General features: G+C 70.8%; 25 protein-coding genes. 10 read left to right on the top strand and 15 right to left on the bottom strand.

Annotated features, from left to right (window positions below; translation table 11 throughout):
- Window positions 1-8: 8 nt before the first annotated feature.
- The 4 genes from ACFOYY_RS31290 to ACFOYY_RS31275 all read right to left on the bottom strand — a co-directional run bounded on the left by ACFOYY_RS31290 (window position 9) and on the right by ACFOYY_RS31275 (window position 4,351).
- Entirely contained in the window at window positions 9-1,052 is a 1,044-nt protein-coding gene (locus tag ACFOYY_RS31290; protein ID WP_362775769.1) for a hypothetical protein, read from the bottom strand.
- A 102-nt stretch (window positions 1,053-1,154) separates the two neighbouring features.
- Complete coding sequence (locus tag ACFOYY_RS31285) at window positions 1,155-2,585, bottom strand: glutamate--cysteine ligase (protein WP_352011600.1); 1,431 nt, start codon at window positions 2,583-2,585, stop codon at window positions 1,155-1,157.
- Window positions 2,586-2,699: 114 nt separating this feature from the next.
- Window positions 2,700-3,638, bottom strand: a complete 939-nt coding sequence (locus ACFOYY_RS31280; RefSeq protein ID WP_362911468.1) for an MBL fold metallo-hydrolase — start codon at window positions 3,636-3,638, stop codon at window positions 2,700-2,702.
- A 35-nt stretch (window positions 3,639-3,673) separates the two neighbouring features.
- Complete coding sequence (locus tag ACFOYY_RS31275) at window positions 3,674-4,351, bottom strand: MOSC domain-containing protein (protein WP_362775763.1); 678 nt, start codon at window positions 4,349-4,351, stop codon at window positions 3,674-3,676.
- Window positions 4,352-4,690: 339 nt separating this feature from the next.
- Between ACFOYY_RS31275 and ACFOYY_RS31270 the strand changes: the two genes are divergently transcribed.
- From ACFOYY_RS31270 to ACFOYY_RS31235, 8 genes are all read left to right on the top strand, one after another.
- Window positions 4,691-5,347, top strand: coding sequence for a hypothetical protein (locus ACFOYY_RS31270; protein WP_352011597.1), 657 nt, complete (start codon window positions 4,691-4,693; stop codon window positions 5,345-5,347).
- Window positions 5,348-6,487: 1,140 nt separating this feature from the next.
- Complete coding sequence (locus tag ACFOYY_RS31265; RefSeq protein ID WP_386194765.1) at window positions 6,488-6,919, top strand: aegerolysin family protein; 432 nt, start codon at window positions 6,488-6,490, stop codon at window positions 6,917-6,919.
- A gap of 239 nt (window positions 6,920-7,158) precedes the next feature.
- Window positions 7,159-7,779, top strand: a complete 621-nt coding sequence (locus ACFOYY_RS31260) for a DUF4142 domain-containing protein (protein ID WP_386194650.1) — start codon at window positions 7,159-7,161, stop codon at window positions 7,777-7,779.
- Window positions 7,780-7,788: 9 nt separating this feature from the next.
- Window positions 7,789-8,232, top strand: coding sequence for a pyridoxamine 5'-phosphate oxidase family protein (locus tag ACFOYY_RS31255; protein ID WP_352011594.1), 444 nt, complete (start codon window positions 7,789-7,791; stop codon window positions 8,230-8,232).
- Between the two features lie 212 nt (window positions 8,233-8,444).
- Window positions 8,445-9,830 (top strand): phenylacetate--CoA ligase family protein, encoded by a 1,386-nt coding sequence (locus tag ACFOYY_RS31250; RefSeq protein WP_362775759.1) that lies wholly within the window; start codon window positions 8,445-8,447, stop codon window positions 9,828-9,830.
- Between the two features lie 255 nt (window positions 9,831-10,085).
- On the top strand, window positions 10,086-10,520 hold the full coding sequence (locus ACFOYY_RS31245; RefSeq protein WP_352011592.1) for a hypothetical protein: 435 nt from the start codon (window positions 10,086-10,088) through the stop codon (window positions 10,518-10,520).
- A 24-nt stretch (window positions 10,521-10,544) separates the two neighbouring features.
- Window positions 10,545-12,227 carry a DNA polymerase/3'-5' exonuclease PolX gene (gene polX, locus ACFOYY_RS31240; protein WP_352011591.1) on the top strand — a complete coding sequence of 561 codons (1,683 nt, stop codon included), beginning with the start codon at window positions 10,545-10,547 and terminating at the stop codon, window positions 12,225-12,227.
- Between the two features lie 179 nt (window positions 12,228-12,406).
- Window positions 12,407-13,942: a WS/DGAT/MGAT family O-acyltransferase gene (locus ACFOYY_RS31235; RefSeq protein ID WP_386194645.1), complete on the top strand. Its 1,536-nt coding sequence runs from the start codon at window positions 12,407-12,409 to the stop codon at window positions 13,940-13,942.
- A 6-nt stretch (window positions 13,943-13,948) separates the two neighbouring features.
- Here the strand turns inward: ACFOYY_RS31235 and ACFOYY_RS31230 are convergent, their stop codons facing one another.
- Window positions 13,949-14,524, bottom strand: a complete 576-nt coding sequence (locus ACFOYY_RS31230) for a TetR/AcrR family transcriptional regulator (protein ID WP_352011589.1) — start codon at window positions 14,522-14,524, stop codon at window positions 13,949-13,951.
- A 187-nt stretch (window positions 14,525-14,711) separates the two neighbouring features.
- Between ACFOYY_RS31230 and ACFOYY_RS31225 the strand changes: the two genes are divergently transcribed.
- Window positions 14,712-15,635, top strand: a complete 924-nt coding sequence (locus ACFOYY_RS31225; RefSeq protein ID WP_386194641.1) for an aldo/keto reductase — start codon at window positions 14,712-14,714, stop codon at window positions 15,633-15,635.
- Window positions 15,636-15,694: 59 nt separating this feature from the next.
- On the opposite strand, the gene ACFOYY_RS31220 is transcribed toward ACFOYY_RS31225, so the two are convergent.
- The 9 genes from ACFOYY_RS31220 to ACFOYY_RS31180 form a co-directional block, all read right to left on the bottom strand.
- Window positions 15,695-17,305 carry a solute symporter family protein gene (locus tag ACFOYY_RS31220; RefSeq protein ID WP_352011587.1) on the bottom strand — a complete coding sequence of 537 codons (1,611 nt, stop codon included), beginning with the start codon at window positions 17,303-17,305 and terminating at the stop codon, window positions 15,695-15,697.
- Window positions 17,302-17,610, bottom strand: a complete 309-nt coding sequence (locus ACFOYY_RS31215; RefSeq protein ID WP_386194638.1) for a DUF485 domain-containing protein — start codon at window positions 17,608-17,610, stop codon at window positions 17,302-17,304. Before ACFOYY_RS31215 ends, ACFOYY_RS31220 begins: the two co-directional genes overlap by 4 nt.
- Before the next feature lie 196 nt (window positions 17,611-17,806).
- Complete coding sequence (locus tag ACFOYY_RS31210) at window positions 17,807-19,057, bottom strand: YcaO-like family protein (RefSeq protein WP_352011585.1); 1,251 nt, start codon at window positions 19,055-19,057, stop codon at window positions 17,807-17,809.
- Between the two features lie 5 nt (window positions 19,058-19,062).
- A complete protein-coding gene (locus ACFOYY_RS31205) occupies window positions 19,063-19,203 on the bottom strand; it encodes a hypothetical protein (RefSeq protein ID WP_352011584.1) in 141 nt (46 codons plus the stop codon).
- A gap of 78 nt (window positions 19,204-19,281) precedes the next feature.
- Window positions 19,282-20,781, bottom strand: a complete 1,500-nt coding sequence (locus ACFOYY_RS31200; RefSeq protein WP_386194633.1) for a sodium/solute symporter — start codon at window positions 20,779-20,781, stop codon at window positions 19,282-19,284.
- On the bottom strand, window positions 20,778-21,185 hold the full coding sequence (locus ACFOYY_RS31195; protein ID WP_352011582.1) for a hypothetical protein: 408 nt from the start codon (window positions 21,183-21,185) through the stop codon (window positions 20,778-20,780). The genes ACFOYY_RS31200 and ACFOYY_RS31195 overlap by 4 nt, the downstream gene beginning before the upstream one ends.
- On the bottom strand, window positions 21,182-21,943 hold the full coding sequence (locus ACFOYY_RS31190; protein WP_352011581.1) for a LytR/AlgR family response regulator transcription factor: 762 nt from the start codon (window positions 21,941-21,943) through the stop codon (window positions 21,182-21,184). The genes ACFOYY_RS31195 and ACFOYY_RS31190 overlap by 4 nt, the downstream gene beginning before the upstream one ends.
- 99 nt (window positions 21,944-22,042) lie before the next feature.
- A complete protein-coding gene (locus ACFOYY_RS31185; protein WP_352011580.1) occupies window positions 22,043-23,239 on the bottom strand; it encodes a sensor histidine kinase in 1,197 nt (398 codons plus the stop codon).
- A 126-nt stretch (window positions 23,240-23,365) separates the two neighbouring features.
- Window positions 23,366-23,812, bottom strand: a complete 447-nt coding sequence (locus ACFOYY_RS31180) for an HIT family protein (RefSeq protein ID WP_362775744.1) — start codon at window positions 23,810-23,812, stop codon at window positions 23,366-23,368.
- 68 nt (window positions 23,813-23,880) lie between these two features.
- Here ACFOYY_RS31180 and ACFOYY_RS31175 point away from each other — a divergent pair, with 68 nt between their 5' ends.
- Entirely contained in the window at window positions 23,881-24,618 is a 738-nt protein-coding gene (locus ACFOYY_RS31175; protein ID WP_352011578.1) for a TenA family protein, read from the top strand.
- 44 nt (window positions 24,619-24,662) lie between these two features.
- On the opposite strand, the gene ACFOYY_RS31170 is transcribed toward ACFOYY_RS31175, so the two are convergent.
- Window positions 24,663-25,253 (bottom strand): hypothetical protein, encoded by a 591-nt coding sequence (locus ACFOYY_RS31170; RefSeq protein WP_352011577.1) that lies wholly within the window; start codon window positions 25,251-25,253, stop codon window positions 24,663-24,665.
- Window positions 25,254-25,613 lie beyond the last annotated feature (360 nt).

Here is a 25,613-nt window from a genome sequence, read left to right as displayed (position 1 = left end):
GGGCCGATCTACAGGGGGACGCCGAAGACCGCGCGGCGTCCCGCGAACTCGGTGACGCTCCACAGCGTGTTCCTGTCCCGGACGCAGGTGAGGTCCTCGGGACCGCTCGGGTAGGGCCGCCTGGCCACCGTCTCCCCCGCCACGAGCAGGGCGCCGTTCCTGGTGGAGCCCGCGCCCTGGCTGAGGTACCAGGTCCCGTTGCAGGAGAGCGCGCCCTGGATCTTCGGCTCGGGCAGGAGGTAGGCGTCCACGGCCCTGGCGACCCCGGCGTCGTCGGCCCGCAGGGAGCCGTCCTGGTCGAAGGCCCAGCGGGCGACCCTGCCTGCCTCCTGCCGGGTCTCCACGTACTCTCCGGAGACCAGCGTGCCGGGGGTGGTGCTCCGGTCCACGGCCGCGAAGGAGAACCTGGCCTCGCCCGTACGGCTCCAGGCTCCGGTCTGCGGCATCACGTAGCGGTAGCCGAAGGCGGTGTACACCCCGCCCCTCCTGCCGATCGTGGTCGTGCCGTCGCCGTTCACCTCGAAGATCTGCCGGGTGTCGAACACCCGCATGCCCCGCTCGGTGTCGGCGACGTACAGCAGGTCGCCGTACCAGGCGACGCCTCCGGCGTGGATGTTGATCGGGGAGATGCCGCCCGCGGTGTCGGCCACCACGAGCAGGACGTGCCGGTAGCGCAGCGTGGCCGGGTCGAGGAAGGACAGCCGGATGCCCCGTTCCGGCGCGGACTGGGGTTTGAAGTACCAGCTCACCACGAAGGCGTTCCTGGCCAGGCCCGCGTCGGAGGAACAGGTCAGGCCCTGGGGGTACCAGTCGGTGACCTCGTTGTCCGCGGCGTCGAAGCAGTACCAGTCGACCGGTTTGGGGTTCATCGTACCGAACGCCCTGGTCCCGGCCGCTCCCTTCCTGATCGCCACCCGGTTCGCCTTGGTCAGCACGGTCTCCAGAGGGACCCGCTTGAGCCATCTCCCCAGTGCCCCGGCCCCGGCCGCCAGGTCGCCGTCGTCACGTCTCAGCTCGAACGGTTCAACCGCCGTGGCCGTCATCGCGCTCATAAGGGGATTCTCCTTCTCCGACGGCCGTCCTGGCAGGCGGTCGAGATGCGGAGTTCACGAGTATGCCGGTCTCAGGCCCCTTTTGTGATCAAATCTGGAGGATCATTCCGGCCAGGTGTGCACGGGCGCGCCGGTCAGCGCCAGCTCCCGGTAGCGGGCCACCATCCTGGCCCGTGCCGCCGGGTCCCCGGCGAGGTCACCCAGCGCCTCCCGCTGCCAGACCGACCCGGTACGGCGCCGCCCGACCCGCTCCCGGATGATGTTCAACGTCCACTCGGCCTCCTCGGGCAGCACGCCGACCCGTTCGAGCCCGGCGGCGGCCGCGGGGAGCAGGTCGAGCGCCAGCCGCGCCGCCGGGATCTCCCCCGGCCTGCCCGGCCAGGCCAGTGGCGCGTCCAGGCCGTGGATCGCGGCCCGGTAGAAGTTGCGGTAGGCGGCGGAGAAGGGGAACTCCTCGACCGGCTCGACCGCCAGGGCGGCGGTGAGTCCGAGCAGGAACGCGCTGTTGGCCGCCATGTCCAGCGGCGTCGGCCCCGCGGGCAGCGAACGCATCTCCACCCGCAGGTGACCGCCGTCCGCCGGGTCGTAGACGGGCCTGTTCCACTGCCACACCGTGCCCTGGTGCAGCCGCAGCTCGGCCAGTTCCGGCACCTCCTGCTCCTGGCTCTCCTTCCAGGTCATCGGCAGTACCGGCTCGTAGTCGCGGACGCACGCCTCGAAGATCTCCCCTGCCCCGGTCACCCACCCGGAGCCGAAGGCCACCCGCCTGTCCCTGCGGTCGCGCCGCTCCACGTCACGGTCGTCGGCGGCCTCCTCGAACAGCGCGATCCTGGTCTCCTCCCACAACCTCCTGCCCAGGAAGCCCGGCGAGTTGCCGCTCACCGCCAGGACCGGCCCGATGGCCAGCTGGGAGGCGTTGTAGACGCGGGCGAAGTCACCGGGAGGCGTGCGGAAGTGCACCTGCCAGGAGGTGTTCGCGCTCTCCAGGATCACCCCCTCGACTTCGAGCTCAAGCTGCTCGGCCCCCTCGATGCTCACCCGGAACGGTTCGGCGCGCAGCCGCCGCATCCCCCGGCTCAGCGCCCGGTAGCGGCTCTCGTCGCTGAGCGCCTCGTGGGTGAAGTCGAACTCGCTGAGCGAGGGCAGGATTCCGATCGCCACGACCCGGCCGCCCTGCGTCGCCGCCGCCGCGTCCGCCATGGCCATGGTCTCCTGCAGCTCGCGTACCAGCCCCGTGAACGGGCGCCCGGCGATCGGCAGCGGCGTCAGGTTGACCTCCAGGTTGAACCTGCCCAGCTCGGGCACGAGCCGCTCGTCGTCCGCCGCCTCGCGCACCTCGTGGTTGCGGGGAAGCGGCCTGCCCTCCGGGGTGACGAGGAAAAGCTCAAGCTCGGCCCCGATCGTCGCCGGTCCCGCACCGAAGCCCGGCCTGGCGAGCAGCTCCCGAAGCTGGTCGAGCTGCTCCTCCAGCCGTTTCCCGAAGCGGGCGAACTCCGCCTCGGTGAAGCGGTCCTTGTCGACTTGCTGGCCCATCGGCACCGTCCGATCAGTCGCTCCTGCTGTTGCCTCCTCCCTGTCCCGGCTGGACGGTTCTAATCAGCCCACCGAGCAAGTGCCGCCACGTACGGCGATGCGGCCAGGCCGGGGTCAGGCCAGGCAGGTCAGCGGCCTGCCGCCGTTGAACGCCAGCATGTCGGTGATCACGGTGGTCAGGTCGACCGGTCCGCCGAGGGCGGCTCCGTCCAGGTCGGCGTAGGCCCGGTGCAGGTTGCCGACGATCCGCTCGGGGTCGAGCAGCGCGCCGTACTCGCCGAGGTCGGTCTCCCTGGCGGTCTCCAGCGGCGAGAGGCCGGCCGCCCTGCCGCGCTCGGCGGTGTCCATCACGAACCGCAGGTATCCCCGCACCCGTCCGATGACCTCGGGGCCGCAGACGTCGCCGTGCCCGGGGACGATGGTCGTGGCGCCCAGCTCCTCGATCCGGTCGAGGGCTTCGAGCGACCCCAGGACCGACCCCATCAGCACGAACGGCGTGCCGCCGTTGAAGACCAGGTCTCCCGCGAACAGCAGCGACCGCTCCGGGATCCATACGATGGAGTCGTTGGTCGTGTGCGCGGGCACGCCGATGTGCCGGACCTCGCAGCGCAGCTCGTCCGAGTACACGGTCACGCCGTCGGTGTAGGTGAGGAACGGCGGGCAGGCCCGCAGGTCGCCCCAGTCGACCTCGGTCCAGGCGATCGTGCGGTAGGCGGGGATGCCCTCGGCGAGGATCGCCTCCCTGGTCCGTTCGTGGCCGACGATCGTCGCCTCGGGGAAGGCGAAGTTGCCGAAGGTGTGGTCGCCGTGGTGGTGGGTGTTGACCAGCGTCGTGATCGGGTTCGCGGTGACCGACCTGATCGCCTCGCGGTAGGCCAGCGTGCGGCGTTCGGTCGAGCAGGAGTCCACGCTGATCACCCCGCGCTCACCGACCAGGAAACCGGTGTTGTTGACCCACCAGCTCCCGTCGGGCTGAACATAGGCGTAGACGCCGTCCGAGACCTCCTCGATCCGGGCGGGTGGCAGGGGATGGTCGTGTGGGGATGAGCTCATAACGGCATTGTCGGGCCCGAGCCGGCGACCCACGATCAGGAGGGCACGCCGTTCATCCGTTCGAGCCGCCTGCGGATCCGCTCGGCGGACAGCACGTTGAGCGCCTCACCCGCGGCGAGCGTGCGGGGCAGCAGCTCCGCCTGGGTGGTCAGGGCGCGGAAGAGGACCTCGACCGTCACGTCGTGCTCGGGACGCAGGACGACCTCGACCCGGTCTCCCGCCTCGATCCGCCCCGGTTCGATGACCCTGAGGTAGGCGCCGGGCCTGGCGACCTGGGTGAACCGCCGTACCCATCCCCTCTCCGCGAGCCAGCCCGCGAAGGTCCGGCAGGGAATGCGCGCGGAGGTGACCTCCAACACCAGATCGGCCCCGATCCGCCAGCGTTCGCCGATCAGTGCCCCGTTGACGTCCAGGCCCGAGGTGGTGAGGTTCTCCCCGAAGACACCGTTGGACAGCTCACGCCCGAGCTCCGCCTGCCAGAGGTCGAGGTCCTCCCTGGCATAGGCGTAGACCGCCTGGTCGTCGCCGCCGTGGTCGCGCAGGTCGCCGATCACGTCCCCGGCGACGCCGCTTCCGGCCGTGCCCGTCGGCCCGCCCGGCGCGGCCACGGCCACCGGCCCCGCCACGGGGCGCTTGTCGATCCCGGTGAGGGCGGCGTCGGTGTAGTCCGCCGGACGGCCGCGCCCGGCGTTGACGGAGAGAAGGTGAGCCATGGAGGCAGCCTACAAAGCTCTCCGGAGAAGTACGCGCCTCCCCGGTACCGACCTCGAAGGAGCTCGGGAGGACCGCTGAGAGCATGTCCGCCGGGCGGGCATCTGCACCCTTTTGGGTGGGATTTTTGACGCTCTGTCACCCGACCGAAACCGAGAGAAAAGGGCGGCCGTCACGCCACATGACCAGTTTGTCCTCGTCATGAAAGATCCTTATCCCGTTCATTACAGCGTCGATCCCCAGTTGTTGATCTTCAAATCACTCCGATGGAAGCCTGTGAACGCCGCGGAGGCAACGTGCCCCCGCGCCGTCTCATCGCTGTTTCGAAAGGTGATCGACCCATGCGTTCCCTCGTCCTGTCCGCCGCCGTGGTCTCCACGGTCGCGGCCTTCGGCATGGCCCTCGCGCCCGCCGCGAGCGCCACGCCGTCCCCCTCCGAGTCTCCTTCCGCCTCCTCCAGCGGCGCCGGACAGACCGCACGAGGCGAGCAGCACTGCGTGATCCGCCCGAGCACCGGTAAGCGCCCCGTCAACATGAACTGCTACCGCACCTACACCGAGGCCGTCTCCGACGTCACCGGAGGGAGGGTCGCCGACGCCCCCGACCCCTCCATCATGACCAGCGCCGACCGCGCCGCCCTTGACCGCCGCATCGCCGCCGCCGGCCAGGCCGGCAAGCAGGCGGGCGTGCTGGCGGACGAGTACCCGGTCCGTGTCGCCACCGCGTGGGAGCACGAGAACTACCAGGGCTCCAGCATGATGTTCGCCAGCAAGCAGGGGTGCTACGGAAACTACAACGTCTACAAGTACGCGGAACTGGCGTATGGCTGGAACGACATCATCTCCTCGATCCAAACCTTTGAGGGCTGCCGAGGCCTGCTCTACGAGCACACGTACTTCGGCGGCTCCTACACCTACCGGTTCAACAAGCTCTCATCCCTTGGCCGGATGAATGACCGGGCCTCTTCCGCCCAGATCGGTTACATGCCGAACGAGTAAGCGTTCGTCGCCCGGCTGAACCTCGCCCGCCCCATCGACGGCGGGAGAGACGAGCCGGTTGGCACGACCGAAACCACGAGCGGTCATCGGGCCGATGCCACCCGGACGCCGGCGAAGAACACACCGGCCAGGGTGGAATCCCCGTTCCTGGGATCCCCCTCGGCGGCGGGCCTGTCGCCACACGTCGTGACGGGCCCGCCGGTGCCACCCTCGAACCGTCAGCGGGCGGGAACGAACCGCACGCTGCCGAACTCGGCGGACTCCAGGGACTCGCCCGCCCACGGGGCCGCCCTCTCAGCAGGGGCTCGCGTACAGCAACGCGAAACGGTTCGTCCCGTTGACGGCGTCCCCCTTGGCGTGGCCGACGGGGTAGCACCTGAAGTCATGCGGGTTGCTCAGGACATGCGTCCCGGCCCAGGCTCTCGTAGCCGAAGGTTCCCGCCCCGGCGAAAGCGGAGCCGGGAACGGCCCCGATAAGCGCGACACCGACGGCGAGAGCCCCAGAGCGGTGGACATCGCACAGCGCAAAGCAATCACTCCTTGTCGCCGATCAACCGCACAGGACGACCCAGGGGACTCAGCCCCGGGAAGAGGAAAGAAAAACGCGCGGACGCAGGCGGCGGAGAAACCCACCAAGAAACACCGGGCAAAGACCATTATTGACGACGAAGCGAAATATGCATTGATGGGCAGTGAGCTCGCAAACCCGCGTGGGGCGGCCGGCGGCGACACCTCTTTCGAGGCGCCGCTACCACACAGACCGGTGGAACCGGCCCTGCCGTAGCGAGTGATACCTCCACGCCGGATATATCCGGCCTTCATGGACAGGCAGACCACAGCCGCCTTTTTGCGTTTTCCATCCGCGCGCAATGGCTCCGCCAACTCCGAGCGACCACTCGTCACCTCCGAGACCGCCCCGAATCGCCACTTATACGAACGAGGAAGGGCTGCCACGTTTTCGGTGACCAGGCACGGCGACCGGGGCCACTCCAATCCCGATGACGCCAGGTAATGGTCACCGGGAAACACAGATCCATTGCCTGATGCAATAACCCATTGCAGCAATACCCTTACCCTCGGTAATCGACTCGGCGCCACACCAAAGGCAATCGCAGAAAGGATCTCCATGAAACTCGTCACCTGGACCCTCGTCGGCATCGCCGCTGTCGCCCTGCTGACGCCGGTCACCGCCCACGCATCCTCCTCCGGCTCCGCGGCCAACGCCGCCCGCAGCACCAAGGTCGTCTTCCACAACGTCACCGACTGCACACTGACCCAGATCGGCAAGGAGACCTACCACGGCATCTGGGTCATCGAGCCCAACTCCAGCATCGCCCGCACAACAGCGACTACTTCAAGACCGAGTCCGACGGCGTCCTCACCGGCACCGAGGCCGCCATCAAGTACCGCGCCGACAACTGCTCCCGCGCGGGCAAGGAAGTCCGCTTCCACTGGGACAACCCTTACCACGGCCGTAACGGCTACGACTTCGACGGCACCGACGGTGCCTTCACCACCCGCTACACCGGCGGAAACGGCGACAACGCCACCGTCGACGCGCACGTGAGCTGACCCCTCCCCGGCCTGACCGGTCCCGGCGGGACCGGTCAGGCCCCGGCGCCCACATGGACCCTCCCGCGATCGAGTGCTCCCGGCCCCGGGTCGCCATCCACTGAGCGCACCGGAGCCGTCGGCGATCTTTCCCCGGGCTTGCCGCCCACGTGCCGGTCTCTAGATCGAAAGCCGCGTATAGCAGGGAGGTGACGTCTCCAAGCACGGACCACCGGGGAAAGGCCAGCATGATTCAGCAGATGATCGCCCTGTCAGCCGTCGCCGTCATGGCGCTGAGCGGTACGGCCGCGGGCGCGGTTGCGTCCACGGCGCCGCCGGACGCCAACGAGCAGGACAGGAGGTTCCTGGTCCAGGCCCACCAGGACAACCTGGCCGGGATCACGGCGGGCAGGGCCGCCGTTCGCAAGGGTCACGACCGGGACGTGCGGGCCCTGGGCAGGCGGCTGGTCACCGACCACACACGGTTGGACGCGGAGGTCAGGCAGGTGGCCCAGCGGCTCTCGGTGTCCCTGCCCGAGGAGGCGACCACGGCGCAGCGCATCCAGTACAACCGGATCTCCGCCAGGAACGGGGACGCCTTCGACTGGGCATGGCTGTCCGTCGCGGCCGTTGACCGCCGTGCGGCGCTCGCCCGGGGGGCCAAGGAGCTGGCCGACGGCTCCTCGGCGCAGGTCAAGCGGCTGGCCACCGACGCCAGGCCCGTCCTGCTGAGGCACCTCGAACTGCTGCGGCGCCACTCGGGCAGCGGCGCGACGGCCGGCGAGCCGGGCAGGCCGGGCCGGACCACGGCCGAGACCACCACCGGAACCACCGAGACCACCGAGACCGTCGAGCCCTTCCTGATCCAGGAGGAGGGTTAGGGTCGGACGATGACCGATCTCACGGACCTCGCGCAACTGGTCGGCGGAGACCACGGCCTGGCCGTCGTCTCGACCTTCCGCTCAGACGGGACGATCCGCTCATCCGTGGTCAACGCGGGGGTGCTCGACCACCCCGTCACGGGGCGGCCGATCGTCGGGTTCGTCGTCAGGGGTGACTCTCGCAAACTCGCCGACCTGCGGGCCAGGCCGTACGCCTCGGTGGTGCTGCGCGCGGGCTGGCGGTGGGCGTCCGCGGACGGGCCGGTCGAGCTGGCCGGGCCGGACGACCCGCTGCCCGGGATCGACGCCGAGGGGCTGCGGCTGCTGCTGCGGTTCGTCTTCGGCGCGGCGGGCGGGACCCACGACGACTGGGCGGCCTACGACCGGGTCATGGCCGAGGAGCGGCGGACGGTCGTCCTGCTGACCCCCGACCGTCAGGCGGGCAATCCCTGAGGTGGTTCCCGGCCGGGTGAGCGCGGCTCCTGATCGACACCTTGACCCGGGGCCGCCGGCACCTGGCCGGTGCCCGTCCGGCCGTCTGCCCGCCTCTGGCCGGTGCCCGTCTGAGGGGTACCGGCCCGTCCGGCGGGTGCCCGCCTGAGCGGGTGGCGGACCGTCCGGCCGGGTGCTCGCCCGGCCGGGGCGCCGGACCGTACAGTCGAGCGATGGACCCTCGTGACCGCGTGATCGAGTTGTTTCATCGGGTGGCGGCGTCGGTGCCCGCCTATGGCGCGTTTCTCAGGGAGCGGGACATCGATCCCGCCCTTATCAAGACATTTGATGATTTCGTACGGCTGCCGCTGACCAGCAAGGACACCTACACCCGCCGCTATCCCCTGCCCGAGCTGTGCCGGGACGGCGTGATCGGGGACATGATCTCGGTCTCGTCGGGGTCGACGGGGACGCCGTCGTTCTGGCCGCGTTCCGTCGCCGACGAGCAGGTGATCTCCGAACGCTTCGAGGAGGTCTTCAGGGACGCCTTCGGGGCGGCGGGGCGCCGTACGCTGGCGGTCGTCTGCTTCGCGCTCGGCACCTGGGTCGGCGGCCTGTTCACCCTGGCCTGCTGCCGTCACCTGGCCGCCAGGGGGTATCCGATCACCTGCGTCGCGCCCGGCAGCGACCGGCGGGAGATCCTGCGGGTGATCCCCGAGCTGGCCCCGCACTTCGACCAGGTCGTGCTGCTCGGCTATCCCCCCTTCCTCAAGGACGTCATCGACGCCGGGATCGCCGAGGGGGTGCCCTGGGCCGACTACTCGATCAAGCTGGTCACCGCCGGGGAGGTGTTCAGCGAGCAGTGGCGCACCCTGGTCGCCGAACGGGCGGGGATGACCGACCCCGCGCTCGACACCGCCTCCCTGTACGGCACCGCGGACGCCGGGGTGCTCGGCAACGAGACGCCGCTGTCCATCCGCATCCGCCGCTTCCTGGCCGAGCGCCCCGAGGTGGCCGAGGAGCTGTTCGGCCGGCAGCGGCTGCCGACCCTCCTGCAGTACGACCCGGCCGTGCGTTTCTTCGAGGAGCACGAGGGGACCCTGTTGTTCTCCGGCGACAACGGCGTCCCGCTCGTCCGCTACCACATCGCCGACGAGGGCGGCCTGGTCCCCCATGACCGGATGCTCGGGTTCCTGGCCGGGCACGGCTTCCGCCCGACCTCGGCGGAGCCGCGTCTGCCGTTCGCCTACGTCTTCGGCCGCAGTCACTTCACGGTCTCCTACTACGGCGCGAACGTCTATCCGGAGAACATCTCGGCCGGACTCGAACAGCCGCAGGTCAGCTCCCTGGTGACGGGCAGGTTCGTCCTTGAGGTGACCGAGGACGCCGGGCACGACCGGCGGCTGGCCGTCGCGGTCGAGCTGGCGGCCGGGGTGCGCGGCTCGGCGGAGACGGAGCGCCTGGTCGGCGAGTCGATCCTGGCCCAGTTGCTGCGCCTCAACAGCGAGTTCGCCGCGTACGTGCCCCCGGCGCGGCGGCACCCGGTCGTCTCCCTGAGGGAGAAGGGCGACCCGGAGTACTTCCCGCCGGGCGGAAAGCACCGTTACACCAGGGGGTGAAACCCTCGCCGGGAGAAGGATCATTTCCCTGCCGGGCCTTCCCAAAAATGATCGCGAATTCCTCGACGAGGACGGCCCGGCCGATCGGAACCAATCGTCTCCCCAGTTCAACGGCCCACGCGCGAAAAACAGGGGCTTCGGTGATCGAATGGCGGCCGCACCCCGAGACCTACCGTAAAGAATGTCGTCGCGGCACCAAGAAAACACAAAGGCCCGGTTATGCTGGCACCCAGACGAAAGTGGAAAGGTTCTTTCATGAACAATGACGCCGTCTGGGTGCGGGGTGTCACCGGCGTCCAGATGCACCACACCACCGACTTGCAGGACGCGACCCGCTTCCTGGGCAACGCGGTGATGGCGCTGCGGGCCGCGCACGTGCGGACCGGCGACGAGCGCTACTCCGGTCTCGCCGAGCAGCTCAAGGCCGTGACCGTGCAGGCCCGGGGGCTGGAGAGCCAGGCCAGGGCGAGCATGGAGGACCTGCACGTGGCCGACCCCGAGCTGTTCCTGCGCTGCCGTGACGGCGAGGAGCCCTGGCCGGACGAGATCCAGGCGGGGTTCATCCCGCGCCACACCTGCCGGGACCGGTGCCTCTACCACGACCACGACGTCCTGGGCGCCATCACGCAGTGCACCTGCGGGCGGCCCCCGTGCCGGGCGTGCGCCATCGGCGGTGCGCCCGTGGCGTAGCCACGGGAGATCTAGGCTTCTGTCATGGCACGAGCTAACGACGCCGTGGCGGCGGCCCTTGAGGAGTACGCCGAGCTGTTCGCGATGGCGGGCGGCGACGCCTTCCGGGTGCGCAGCTACCAGAAGGCGGCCAAGGCGATCGCCGGGTTTCCCGAGGACATCGCGGCCACCCCGGTCAGGAACGTGCCCGGCGTCGGCGCGGCGATCGCGGGCAAGGTCGAGGAGTACCTCGAACGGGGCGGCTTCCGCCAGCTCGACGAGCTGCGGGCGCGGATTCCCGAGGGGGTGCGGCGGCTGACCCGGATCGCCTCCCTCGGCCCGAAGAAGGCGGTCTTCCTGTTCCAGGAGCTCGGGATCGACTCCCCGGAGGCGCTCGCCGAGGCCATCGGGCAGGGACGGCTGCGGGGGGTGCGGGGCTTCGGGCCCAAGACCGAGGAGAACCTCCTCAGGGGGATCGAGCAGCTTGAGGTGGCGAGCAGGCGGGTGCACATCGGCGTGGCCATGGAGCTGGCCGAGCGGATCATCGCCTCACTGCCCGCCGAGCGGATCGCCTACGCCGGGTCGCTGCGCCGGATGAGGGACACCGTCGGCGACGTGGACATCCTGGCGGTCGGGCCGGAGAGCCTCATGGAGGTCTTCAGGGCGCAGCCGTACGTGGCGGAGGTCATCGCCTCGGGCGAGAAGAAGACCTCGGTGCGCACCCACGAGGGGCTCCAGGTCGATCTGCGCCTGGTTCCCGCGGAGTCGTGGGGCGCGGCGATGCAGTACTTCACCGGCTCGAAGGAGCACAACGTGCACCTGCGCGAGATCGTGGTGAAGAGGGGCTGGAAGCTCTCCGAGTACGGCCTGTTCGACGGTGGCCGGGTGATCGCCGCCGAGCACGAGGAGGACGTCTACCGGGCGCTGGGCATGGCGTGGATTCCCCCGGTGCTGCGGGAGGACGGCGGTGAGATCGACGCCGCGCTCAGGGACGGGCTGCCCGTCCTGGTCACCGAGCGCGACCTGCGGGGCGACCTGCACACCCACACCGACCTGACCGACGGCATCGCCTCGCTTGAGGAGATGGTCGCCGCCGCCCACGCGCGCGGCCACTCCTACTACGCGGTGACCGACCACGCCCCCGACCTGGCGATGCAGCGGATGACCCTGGACAAGGCCCTGGAGCAGCGTGAGCGGCTGCGGCGGCTCCAGGAGGACTATCCGGACATGCGGCTGCTGCACGGCACCGAGCTCAACATCGCCCCGGACGGCTCGGTCGACTGGCCCGCCGAGGTGCTCGCGGGCTTCGACGTGTGCGTGGCGAGCGTGCACTCCCACTTCACCCAGTCGCGGGAGGAGATGACCAGGCGGTTCGTCACCGCCTGCGAGAACCCGCACGTCCACGTGATCGGCCATCCGACGACGCGCCGGATCGGCAGGCGCCCTCCCGTCGACGCCGACTGGGACGAGGTGTTCCGCGCCGCGGCCCGCACCGGGACCGTGATGGAGATCGACTCCTTCCCCGACCGTTCCGACCTGCCCTCGGACCTGGTACGGCTGGCGCGCCACCACGGGGTGCGCTTCTCGATCGACAGCGACGCCCACGCCGTGCCCCACCTGGACAACCAGCGTTTCGGGGTCGGCGTCGCGCAGCGCGCCTGGCTGACCGCCGAGGACGTGGTCAACACCTGGCCGGTCGAACGGCTGCTGGACCTTCTGCGTCCATGATCCGCGGCGCTTCATGCCGTTCGCGTGCGCAACCCTTACCTGACCGGGTGGGATGGAACGCCCTTCCTGTACGGCATGCGTATTTAGTGTGGTGAAGAGCGGGGGCGTCCTGAGGCCCCGGGGCGAAGCGGGGCGATGATGGACGTGAACAGTCTGTTTTCCGTGAGAAGGTCCGACCGATGCGCCAGCTGACCGCCCTCGACGCACAGTTCCTGCACGCCGAGACGCCGACGACCACGACCCATGTCGCCGGGCTGGCGATCCTCGACCCGGCGGGGTGCCCGGGGGGCACGCTGACCAGGGAGGCGCTGGTCGACCGGCTCAGGGAACGACTGCACCTTGCGCCCGTGCTGAGCCTGCGCCTGGCCGAGGTGCCCTTCGGCCTCGGCAGGCCGTACTGGGAGGAGGTCGCCGACCTCGACGTCGCCGGCCACGTCCGCGAGCTGACCCTCTCCGCGCCCGGGGACGACAGGCAGCTCGCCAGGAAGGTCGCCAGGCTCCACGAACGGCGCCTCGACCGCGGCCGCCCGCTGTGGGAGATGTGTCTCATCCACGGACTGGCCGGGGGGCGGGTCGCGCTCTACGCCAAGATCCACCACTGCGCCCTGGACGGGGTCACCGGCGCGGAGACCCTGGCCGCCATGCTCGACCTCACCCCCGAGGCCCCCGAAACCTCAAAGGCTCCCAAGACCCCCAAGGCTCACAGGGCTCACGGGGCCTCCAGGCCCCCCGAGGCCGAGGCCGCCCCCGGTCAGGGGACGCTCGCCGTACCGGAGGGCGAGGAGGCGCTGGGGCCGCTGGCCATGCTCACCGCCGCGGCGGGCAGGTCGGTGACGTACCCGGGCAGGGCGCTGCGCGCGCTCGGCCGGATGATGACCGACCTCGACGCGATACCGGGGGTCTCGGCGCTGCCCGGCGCGCGGACGGTCGCGGAGACCGCCAGGACGATCGCCGGGAACCAGGCGGAACTGCCCGAGCTGCCGCCGCTGACCGCTCCCCGCACGCCGTTCAACGGCCCGATCAGCGCCAAGCGGCGTCTCGCCTACGGCTCGATCCCGCTCACCGAGGTCAGGCACGTCGCCAAGTCCTTCGGCCTCAGCGTCAACGACGTGGTCATGACGGTGTGCGCCTCGGCGCTGCGTTCCTGGCTGCGCGAGCACCACGCGCTGCCCGACCGGCCGCTGGTCGCCGCGGTCCCGGTCTCGGTCCGTACGGCCGCCGCGCGGGCCGGAGACGTGGTCGGCAACCGGCTGTCCGTCATGGTCACCCAGCTGCCGACGGACGTGGCCGACCCGCTGGAGCGGCTGCGGGCCATGGGCGCGACGATGCGCGTGGCCAAGCGCCGGTTCGCCGAGTCACCGGCCACCTGGCTCGACGGGCTCTCCACGCTGCTGCCCACGGTCCTCACCTCGGTGGCGACCCCGGCGATCTCCCGGCTGGCCTCGGTCACGCTGCCGCCGATCAACCTGATCGTGTCGAACGTGCCCGGTCCCCAGCTGCCGCTCTATCTGTGCGGGGCCCGGCTGCTGGCCTATCATCCGGTCTCGGCGCTGAGCGACATGAGCGGCGGCCTCAACATCACCTGCTTCTCCTACGACGGGTCACTGGACTTCGGGGTCCTCGCCTGCCCGGATCGGGTGAAGGACGTGTGGCGGCTGATGGACCACCTGCGGGAGGCGATGGAGGAGCTGGCCGCGCTGGATCCGCGCTCCTGACCGTCCTCATCCCAGGGCGTGGGCGATCAGTTCGGCGACGGCGTCGGGGTCGATGTGGTGGCCGGTGAGCTGGCAGAGGTTCTCCTGGTGCAGCAGCACGGCGGCGAAGGTGACCGCCGCGACCTCAAGCCGGGCCGCGTCGCCGCGCGGGGTGGGCAGCGCCAGCTCCAGGGCGAACCTGGCGCGCCTGACGATCTCCCCGTTCAGCCTGCCGAGCCGGTCGCGGACCGAGCCGTGGGTGTCGGCCTCACGGAACAGGATGCGCCGCATCGCCGGGGAGGCCCGCAGCGGCAGGCGGCGGGCCAGCCGGGACAGGCTCTTGGCCGCGTCGCCGGGGACGGCCTCGACCTCGGGGGTCTCCTCGACGAGTGTGCGCTCGTCGACCAGTGCGACCAGCACGTCGATCTTCCTGGGGAAGTAGTGGAAGACGAGCCCCTTCGGCACCCGGGCCAGGCGGGCGATCGCCGCGGTCGGCGTGGCCTCGTAGCCGCCGCCCGCGAACAGTTTCTCCGCGGCGTCGAGGATGCGTGTGCGCGCGTCCGGGCCCGGGGCGTCGCCGGAGCGCGGTCTGAGGCTGCCCACAGCCAGACGATAACCGCCTGGTGGCGCGGTTTTCCATGCCGGTTTCCCGCTGGTTTCCCTACCGCGGGGAAAGCGTCCCCTCATCGGTTCCCCGCTCACCCGCCGTCGCCCTTCGCGACCGTTTCCGGACCGTCGCCAAAGGGTGCCCGGTGCGGTCCGTGATCACCGGACGCCTACCCTGATCAGCATGACCTTCTCCGAACTGAGCCTCTTCCCCGTCTGTCTCGGCGGCAACGTCTTCGGCTGGACCGCGGACCGTGACGCCTCCTTCGCCGTCCTGGACGCCTACGCCGAGGCGGGCGGGAACTTCGTCGACACCGCCGACGTGTACTCCGAGTGGATCCCGGGTCATTCCGGGGGCGAGTCGGAGACCGTCCTGGGCGAGTGGCTTGAGTCCCGGGGCAACCGCGACCGGATGGTGATCGCGACGAAGGTCGGCGCGATGAGCGGCCGGGCCGGCCTGTCGGCGGCGAACATCCGCCTGGCCGTCGAGGACTCGCTGCGGCGGCTGCGGACCGACCACATCGACCTGTACTGGGCGCACGTCGACGACCAGGAGACGCCGCTTGAGGAGACCCTCGGCGCGTTCGACGCCCTGGTGCGCGAGGGCAAGGTTCGCGACATCGGGGCCTCGAACTACGGGGCCGAGCGGCTCACCGAGGCACTGGCGATCTCCGAGCGGGAGGGCCTTGCCCGTTATGTCGCTCTGCAGCAGCACTACAACCTGCTCGAACGCGACTACGAGGGCGGGCTGCGCGAGGTGGTCGCCGCCAACGGCCTGGTCAGCACGCCGTACTTCGGGCTGGCCAGGGGGTTCCTGACCGGGAAGTACCGTCCCGGTGTCGAGGTGCGCAGCGCCCGCGCGGGCGGGGCGACGCCGTACCTGGCCTCCGAGCGTGCCCTCAGGGTGCTGGACGCGCTGAACAGGGTGTCCGCGGAGCGTGGGGTGGCCCAGGCGACGGTGGCTCTGGCCTGGCTGGCCGCCCAGCCGACGGTCGCGGCCCCGATCGCCAGCGCCCGCACCGTGGAGCAGCTGGAGCAGCTGCTCGCCGTCGCCGATCTGAAGCTGGGCGAGGAGGAGCTGGCCCTGCTGGATGAGGCCTCACGCTGAGAATCCGGGCACCGACGGGCCCCCGCCCACCGGTGCCCGGACGTTATCCGGTGCCGTTCCTAGTGCCGTACGGCCTGCTCGGCGCCGATGCCGGTGAGCGAGCGGACCTCGATCTCGGCGTACTTGCCCGGGTTGTACTCCTTGCTGAGCCGCGCGCCCACGTAGCCCGCCAGGAAGCCCAGGGGGATCGAGACGATGCCGGGGTTGCTCAGCGGGAACCAGGCGAAGTGGGCGCCGGGGAACAGCGAGGTGGCGCCTCCCGAGACGACCGGGGAGAAGATCACCAGGATCAGGGCCGACAGCAGGCCGCCGTAGATGGCCGAGACCGCCCCCGCGGTGTTGAAGCGCCGCCAGAACAGGCTGTAGAGGATGGCGGGCAGGTTGGCCGAGGCGGCGACCGCGAAGGCCAGCGAGACCAGGAAGGCCACGTTCTGCCCCTGGGCGAGGATGCCGAGCCCGATGGCGACCGCGCCGATGACGAAGGCCGAGATCCTGGCGACCAGGATCTCCTCCCCCTCGGTGACCTTGCCGCGCTTGAACACGTGGGCGTACAGGTCGTGGGCGAAGCTGGAGGAGGAGGCCAGCGTCAGACCGGCGACGACGGCCAGGATGGTCGCGAAGGCGACGGCGGCGATGACCGCGAGCAGGATCGTGCCGCCGACCTCGCCGAAGACGGCCCTGCCGACCGCCTCGGCGAGCTGTGGCGCCGCGGTGTTGCCCGCCTTGTCCTGCCCGGCGATCGCCTCGCCGCCGACCATCGCCGCCGCGCCGAAGCCGAGCACGAGGGTCAGCAGGTAGAAGACGCCGATGATGCCGATGCCCCACAGGACCGACTTGCGGGCCTCCTTGGCGGTGGGGACGGTGTAGAAGCGGATCAGGATGTGCGGCAGGCCGGCGGTGCCGAGCACCAGCGCCAGGCCGAGACTGATCAGGTCGATCTTCCCGGCCAGGCCCTGGGCGGCGGTGCCGTACTTCAGGCCGGGGATGAGGAAGGCGTCGCCCTTGCCGCTGCCCGTGGCGGCGGAGCCGAGCAGCCCGGAGATGTTGAAGCCGTACCGGCCGAGCACCAGCAGGGTGACCAGGGCCGCGCCGGTCATCAGCAGCACGGCCTTGACGATCTGCACCCAGGTGGTGCCCTTCATCCCGCCGACGACCACATAGATGACCATCAGCAGGCCGACGCCGACGATCGTCAGCGCCTTGCCCGTCGAGGAGGTGATGCCGAGCAGCAGGCCGACCAGCGCGCCCGCGCCGACCATCTGGGCCAGCAGGTAGAAGATCGAGACGGTGATGGTCGACACGCCCGCGGCCGTGCGGACCGGGCGCGGGCTCATCCGGAAGGCCAGCACGTCGGCCATGGTGTACTTGCCGGAGTTGCGCATCAGCTCGGCGACCAGCAGCAGCGCGACCAGCCAGGCGACCAGGAAGCCGATCGAGTACAGGAAGCCGTCGTAGCCGGACAGGGCGATGATGCCCGCGATGCCGAGGAAGCTGGCGGCCGACATGTAGTCGCCGCCGATCGCCAGGCCGTTCTGCAGGCCGCTGAAGGAGCGCCCGCCCGCGTAGAAGTCGGCGGCGTCCTTGGTGTTGCGGCTGGCCCAGAAGGTGATGCCCAGCGTCGCCGCGACGAAGACCAGGAACAGTGCCGTGGAGAGCGTCTGGTGGCTCACGCCGCCTCCCTCTCACGCTCGGCCTCACGGCGGAGCTCCTCGGCCAGCGGGTCCAGCCTGCGCTCGGCGTAGCGGGAGTAGGCCCAGGCGATCCAGAAGGTCGAGACGAACTGGAGCAGGCCGAGGATCAGTGCCACGTTGACGTTGCCGAAGAGTTTGACGCCCATGAAGTCACGCGCCCACCCGGACAGCACCACGTACAGCAGGTACCAGGCGAAGAAGGCCGCGGTCATCGGGAAGGCCCAGGACCGGAAGCGCCGTCTGAGCTCCTGGAAGCCCTCCTCACCCTCTATCCGTTCGTACACCGATGGTTCCTTACGCCCGGCGGTCATCGGACCTCCCGCATATGTGATGTGGATCACGGATAACGTAGGAGGGGACGGTACCCCGCGTGGAGTACCGCCGAGAGGCTCTTCGCCCAGGTGGCGTCGTGTCGCGGCAAGTTGGTGATGGTGTGCGGTGAAAGGTCCTTTCCGTGCGCCGAGCGGCCGGGCGAGCCCGTCAGCGGCGGCCCGCCAGGCGCCGCAGGGCCCTGCCGGTGGGCAGGACGGGCACCGCGCTGTGCACCATGGAGAACGCCTCAAGGCCGGGGACGATCACGGTGAGCACCGGGCACCTGTCGTGCTCCGGGTTCCACCGGAAGGAGTAGGCCCCGAACCCGGCGTGCCCGAGCGTCCGCAGGATCGCGGCGATCTGCTCGCCGACGCCCTGCCCGCCGTCCTCGGGGCCGGCCTCGGGCAGCTTCGCGTCGAAGACGACACGGTCGAGCAGCGGGGCGGGGTCGAGCCGGGCGCAGCGTTCGAGCAGCGGCCAGCGCCGCAGGCTCTCCAGCCTGCGGCCCAGGGTCAGGTCGACGCCGAGGGAGAGGTTGAACGACGACTGGACCACCTCGGTCAGCGCCCGCTCGACGGCGTACTCCGGGTCGAGGGAGGCGCCGGAGCCGATCACCCCCGGGTACGGCCCGGCCCGGGAGGGGAGCGCGCAGTAGACGGGGATGCCCAGGTCGGAGGTGATGTCGATGATGATGGGGAGCGCTCCCAGATAGGTCGCGGCCTCATCGTGCAGGCGCCGCAGGTCGGGCGGGAGACTCTCCGGGTCGAGCGCGGACAGTCTCGACCTCCCGCCGAGGTACCAGTCGAGGAGCGCGTGTGACAGCGCGTCCCGTTCGACGACCTCCAGCAGGCCGTGCAGGAGGGCGTCCTGCTCGCTGACCCCGGCCGCGGTGCCGTTGTCGTAGGCGTAGCGCAGGTAGGGCTCGTAGCGCAGGTCGTCCCCGGGGATCGGGTGACTGCGGCAGGAGGGCGAGCGGGAGAAGGCCGGGTACCACACCGGGGACCGTCCCGGGCTCAGCGGCTCGGCGCGCAGGCAGGCGAGACCGGCGTCCGGATAGTCGCGGGCCAGGCGCTGGATCATCTCCTCACCGCGCAGCTCCGGCTGGGAGACCACCGTCCCGACCGGGATGGCCCGCACCCGCCCGCTGTCGTGGGCGAGCGCCGCCTGCCCCTCCTCGTGCTGGAGGTGCTGCCAGGCCTCGAACAGCGCGCTGACCGTGCTCTGGGCGCCGGCTCCCTTGCCGAGGGAGGCGGTGACCGCGCGGCCCTCGGGGTCGCGCACGGTGCAGCGGTGCACGGGGAACTCCGCCGACCCCGCCGAGACCAGCTCGGCCGAGAGCCCACGGTCGGCGAGTACGGACTCGATGACGGCGAGCGCGCCGGTCAGGCCGGTGCCGCGCTCGCGCTGGGCGCGCGCCATCGTCGTCAGAGGGTTCCGGGAGCGAACCGGACGGTGAAGAACTCGTCGAGGAGCACCCTTTCGGACAGGGTCACCGAGAAGTTGTCCTCCAGCTGGAACCCGTCCGGTTTGAGAAGCGACTGGCCGTTGGAGTTGCTGTTGCCCATCGCACGCTCCTGTTGTCACTCGAATAACAGAAATGTCCTTATATTACAGGCCATTTCGACATAAGTCATAGATCATTGTCAAGTAGAGCGGGGGCGCCAGTCACCCCGGTCGAGATCCAGCGTCTCCGGCGTGTGCAGGCGGACCATCGTCCTGGCCACACCGGGCGGGATACGGCTTCTGGTCAGCAACGAGACCACGACCATGACGGTGAACGCGACCGGCACCGACCACGCCGCGGGCTGGGCCAGCAACGCCCCGGCGAGCCCGGTGTGCGGCCCCTCCCCGATCGTCAGCAGCACCGCCCCGCAGGCCAGGCCGCCGCCGACGACCAGCCCCGCCATCGCCCCCGGCGGCGTCAGGCGCCGCCACCAGATGCCCAGCACCAGCAACGGGCAGAAGGAGGAGGCCGAGACCGCGAAGGCGAGCCCGACCACGTCGGCGACCGGCAGCGAACGCGCCGACGAGGCGAACACCAGCGGTACGGCGACCGCGACCACCGCCGCGACACGGAAGGAACGGACCCCGCCCCGCAGGATGTCCTGCCCGATGACCCCCGCGACCGAGACGGTCAGTCCCGAGGAGGTGGACAGGAACGCCGCGAAGGCCCCCGCCGTCACCAGCGCGGTCAGCAGGTCGCCCGCGGCGCCCCCGACGAGCCGCCCCGGCAGCGTCAGCACCACCATGTCGCTGCCCCGCAGCCCCGGCAGGTAGACCCGGCCCAGCGCGCCGTAGAGGGCCGGCATCAGATAGAACAGGCCCAGCAACGACAGCACCGCCAGCGTCGTACGGCGCGCCGCCCGCCCGTCCGGGTTGGTGTAGAAGCGCACCAGCACGTGCGGCAGCCCCATGGTCCCCAGGAACGTGGCCAGGATCAGCGAGTAGGTCGAGTAGAGGCCGTACTCCCTGCCGCCGGACAGCGGCAGCGCCCAGGTGGCCACGTCCCGCGCGCTCAGGCCGGGCGCGCCGTCCGCCCGCCAGGCCAGCACCAGGAAGACCAGCGGCACGGCCAGCGCGGTGAGCTTGAGCCAGTACTGGAAGGCCTGCACGAACGTGATCGAACGCATACCGCCCGACAGCACGTTCACCCCGACCACGCACGCGACCACCAGCCCGCCCGCCCAGTCGGGCGCCCCGGTGACGGCCCGCAGCACCAGCCCCGCGCTCTGGAACTGCGGCATCAGGTACAGCCAGCCGATCAGCACGACCAGCACACCGGCCATCCGCCGTACGGCCATCGACTCCAGACGCGCCTCGGCGAAGTCGGGCAGCGTGTAGGCGCCGGAGCGGCGCAGCGGCGCCGAGACCAGGACCAGCAGCACCAGGTAACCGCCGGTCCAGCCGACGGGCAGCCACAGCATGTCCGCGCCGTACAGCAGGATCAGCCCCGCGATGCCCAGGAAACTCGCCGCCGACAGATACTCCCCGCCGATCGCGGAGGCGTTCCACAGCGGGGAGACCGTGCGGGAGGCGACGTAGAAGTCGGAGGTCGTGCGGGACAGGCGGATGCCGAACGCCCCGATCAGCACCGTGGTGAGCATCACCAGCACGACCGCGGCCACACCGTAGACGACGTTCACCCCGCCCGGTCCACCAGGTCGGCGAAGTGGCGCTCGTTGCGCTCCGCCTGCCGTACGTACAGCCACGCGCCGATGACGAAGACCGGGTAGATCACGCCCGCCAGCACGACCCACGGCAGGGGGACACCCAGCACCAGGACCGCGCGCAGCTCGGGCACGAGCAGGAACAGCAGCGGCAGGCCGCCGACCACGCAGGCCAGCACGGTGCACACGAACAGGGCGAGCCGGAACTGGGTGCGCACCAGCGAGCGCATGTAGACCTCGCCGAGGCTGGTCTGCTCGTCGATCTCCCTGGTCACCGGGTAACGGGGGTTGCGGGCGGCCGTGGTGCGCGGGCTGGTCACCACCTCGCGGCGCGGGCGGCCCTCGTCCCCGCGCGGGTGCTCCGCCCCCGCCCTGCTCACTCGGGCCTGCCCTTGCGCGCCCTGCGGACCAGCAGGTCGCGAAGCTCCCGGGTGTGCCTGCGGCTGACCGGGATCTCGGTCCCGCAGACGCGCACCACGCACCGCCCCGAGTCGATGTGCAGCTCGTCGATGTGCTTGACGGCCACCAGGTGGCTGCGGTGCACACGCACGAACCCCGCCGAGGACCACCGCTCCTCCAGGGTCGCCAGCGAGATGCGGACCAGGTGGCTGCCGCCCGCGGTGTGCAGGCGCGCGTAGTCGCCCTGCGCCTCGACGTAGCGCACCTCGGTGCTGGCCACGAAGCGGGTCACCCCGCCCAGCTCGACCGGGATCGTGCCCGGCCCCGCCCGGCTCGCCCCGTCCCCGTCCGGCAGCTCGGCCGACACGCACACCCGTCGTACGGCCTCGGCCAGCCGTTCGGGCCTGACGGGCTTGAGCAGGTAGTCCTCCGCCTTGATCTCGAAGGCGTCCACCGCGTGCTCCTCGTAGGCGGTCACGAACACCACCCGGGGCGGGTTGGCGAACTGCGACAGCAGCCTGCCCAGCACCACCCCGTCCAGGCCGCGCATCCGGATGTCGAGGAAGACGGCGTCGATCGGACGCCCGTCGGCGATCGCCCGGTCGAGCACGCGCAGCGCCGCGGCGCCGTCCCTCGCCTGCGCGACCTCTCCGATTCTCGGGTCGTCCCGCAGCAGGTAGGCCAGGTCCTCCAGGGCGGGAAGTTCGTCGTCGACGGCCAGGACTCGAAGACCGGTCACGGGCACTCCTCCGGATCGTCGAGGGGGAATCCCTAGAGGGTGATGAATCAGACATCACCTGTCAACAGTTCCTGACCTGCCGAATCCACAGAAAGGTGTTCAGTGGGCGGAGACACCCGGGTGGTACTTCGGCACACGGACGCTCACCTTGGTTCCCGCGCCCTTGCCGGTCTCGGCCACCAGGCCGTACTCGTCACCGTAGACCTGACGCAACCGCTCGTCCACGTTGGCCAGGCCGACCCCGCCCGTCCCCGAGCGCTCCTCCGCGTCCCCGGCCAGAATGCGGCGCAGCCGTTCGGGGTCCATGCCGACGCCGTCGTCCTCCACGCTGATCCGGCACTCGGCCCCGGCGTCCTCGGCGATGATCGAGATGCGGCCGATGCCCGGCTTGCTCTCCAGGCCGTGCCTGACCGCGTTCTCCACCAGCGGCTGCAGGCACAGGAACGGCACGGCGACCGCGAGCACCTCCGGGGCGATCCGCAGCGTCACCTGGAGCTGGTCGCCGAACCTGGCGCGTTCCAGGGTCAGGTAGCGGTCGATGGACCGCAGCTCCTCGGCCAGCGTGGTGAACTCCCCGTGCCGCCTGAAGGAGTAGCGGGTGAAGTCGGCGAAGTCCAGCAGCAGCTCACGGGAGCGGTTGGGGTCGGAGCGCACGAAGCTGGCGATGGTCGTCAGCGAGTTGTAGATGAAGTGCGGGGAGATCTGCGCGCGCAGCGCGCGGACCTCGGCCTCCATCAGCCGCGTCCGCGAACGGTCGAGCTCGGCCAGCTCCAGCTGGGAGTCGACCCAGCTGGCCACCTCGTGGGTGGCCCTGACCAGGCCGGCCGAGGCGTGCCCGCCGTAGGCCGCCAGGGAGCCGACCACCCGGCCGTCCGTGGTGAGCGGCACCACGACGGCGTATCTGATCGGGCACTCCGGGATGTCGCACGAGACGACCTCGGGGCCGAGCACCTGGGTACGGCCCCCGCCGAGGGTCTTGGCCGCGTAGGCGAACGCCTCGGCGGCGTGGTGCTCCCCCTCGCCGTCGTAGACCAGAAGCCGCTGCCCGTCGGTGATGGCCAGCGCCGGGGAGCCCAGCAGCTCGCGCAGATGCCGCGAGGCCTTCTGGGTGCCCGCCTCGGTGAGCCCGGCCCGCAGCGGCGGCGCGGCCAGGGAGGCGGTGTGCAGGGTCTCGAAGGTGGCGCGCTCGGCCGGGCTGCTGCCCAGCTCGCGCCTGCCGCGCAGCACGCGCCACAGCACCAGGGCCGGGACGCCCACCAGGGCGGCTACGAGCAGCGCGGCGACGAGGGGTTCCACGTCCCGGACCCTATCCTCGCACGTGGGTCGGCGCCCCTCCGACGGAGATCAGATCCCCTCCCCATGCCTTTACTTTGTAGATCAAAGACATGCCGACCGGCCCGGACCCCTTCAGGAACACCGCTTTCAGGACGTCCGCGCCGAGGGGCTGAAAGGCGTGAGGGCCTCACGGACACGCAGGGCGTACGACGCGGCCTCCCCTGGGCCGTCGTAGGCGGTCCGGGGCCAGAAGAAGCCGCGCAGGCCGTCCTTGCGGTTGCGGGGCACCACGTGGACGTGCAGGTGCGGCACGCTCTGACTGATCCGGTTGTTCATCGCGACGAACGTGCCGCCCGCGCCGAGCCCCCGCTCGACGGCGGCGGCTACCGCCTGGACCCGCTGGAAGAACGGGCCGACCGAGGTGGGAGGCAGGTCGGTGAGGGTCTCGGCGTGCGCGGCGGGGGCGACCAGGACGTGCCCCTTGAAGACGGGCCGGATGTCCAGGAAGGCGGTGGCCACCTCGTCGGAGAACACCACCTCTCCCGGCCGCTCCCCCGTCGTGATGGCGCAGAACAGGCATCCCTCGGCTGGCATCCCCCCAGGATAGAGGGGGCGCGACTAGCATTCACCCCGGTCGTGTTCCCGTCCGCGAGGAGAAACCCGTGTCCGCAGAGCCCCGTCAGACCCCCTGGAGCGACTCCTACGACGGGTGGCGGGCGGACGCCGCGGACCCGGCCTTCAGCGAGTGGCTGCGCTCCGGCTCCGAGCCGGAGTGGACGGCGGTCGTCACCCACCCGTTCGCTGCCTCCATCACCCGGGGGCTGACCTCTGAGGAGGCCATGCGCCGCTACCTGGTGCAGGACTTCCAGTTCGTCGACTCCTTCACCGCGCTGCTCGGCGCCGCCGTCGCCGCCGCGGACAACTTCGAGTCACGGGTGCCGTTCGGCCGCTTCCTCGGCGAGACCGCGACGACGGAGGAGAAGACCTACTTCCACCGGGCGCTGGCCGCCCTCGGCGCGAGCGAGGCCGAGCTGACCGCTCCCCCGCTCGAACCGGTGACGGCCGACTTCCGCGCGCTGATGGACGAGGCCAGAAGGAGCCTGGACTACCCGGCCATCCTGGCGGTCCTGTGCGTGGCGGAGTGGAGCTACCTCGGCTGGGCGAGCCTGGCCGAGGAGCCGCTGCCCGGCGGTCCCGGCGGCCCGGGGAGCTTCGTGCACCGTGAGTGGATCGAGTTGCACGAGGGACCCGCGTTCCGCGCCTGGGTCGCCTTCCTGCGCGGCGAGCTCGACCGCCTCGGCCCCGCGCTCCCCGCGCGGGAGCAGGCCCGCGTGCTCGACGTCTTCCGCCGGGCCGTACGGCTTGAGCTGCGCTTCTTCGACATGGCCGCCGGTTCGTGAGAGCCGGCCGCCGGGGCTCCCGCGGGCCCCGGCGGCGGCCGACGTCAGGAACGCACCTTCGTGACGACGGTCTTGGTGAAACGGAAGACGCAGAACCGGTCACGCGCGGCGGCGCGGCCGTAGTGCCGCTCGAAGTCCTTCTGGCCGAGGCCGTCGACGCTGTCGAAGCCCAGTCTGGCCACCGCCGTCCTGCCGCCGTGGCGGGCGAGGGTGGTGCTCAGGACGATCCTGCCCTTGTGCGGAACCGGCTTGGAGACGTCGCTGGGAACCTCGCACCACAGGCCGTCACGGTACCTGTGGCAGGGGAAGGTGGCCACCTTCCTGCCCGAGGGGTCCATGAGGGTCGCCGTGCGCGGGGCCTTCGCGCCCCTGGGGAGGGTGCCGCCGACCCAGAAGGAGGCCCAGTAGGGGGCGAAGGACTCCATCCAGGTCATGGAGTAGTCGAGGGTGTAGGTGACGCGCCCGCCCTGGTGGACGCGCGGGGTTCCCTTGGCCTTGAGCTTGATCTTGACGAGGGGTTCCCGTTCGCACTTCTCCACCGCGCCGACGCAGGTCGCCGCCTGCGCGGGGGCGATGGGTGACAGGGCGACCGCGACGAGGGCGAGACCCGTGGTGAGGCCGAGAGCTCGGCGCATGAGTCCTCCTGGGGGGATCGGCCGGAGAGGGGGTCCGTACCCTGCGGCGATCCCCGCTCCGGACTCGGGAGGCGCCACATCGGGAGGCCGCGGCCACCTCGCGGCGGACAAGACCTCCCGCACCGATCACTACGTACGGACGGCCGGAACGGTTCAGCGGGGAGTCACCGGTCCCCCGGATACCGGGCGGGCGGAAAGGAGGGGGTCCGCCGCCCACCCGGAAACGGCCAGATTACCCCGCCGCCCCCCGAATCCGCCCATCCCAAAACATCACCGGGTCACGGGTGGCGGGCCTGTGGAGCGTTCTACCTTCTCCGGCCGCGCCTCAGCAGGCGGAACACGACCAGGCCGACGGCCGCC

The organism is Streptosporangium jomthongense, assembly GCF_042650425.1.
Classification (GTDB): domain Bacteria; phylum Actinomycetota; class Actinomycetes; order Streptosporangiales; family Streptosporangiaceae; genus Streptosporangium.
This window is presented reverse-complemented; position numbering and strand designations above follow the sequence as displayed.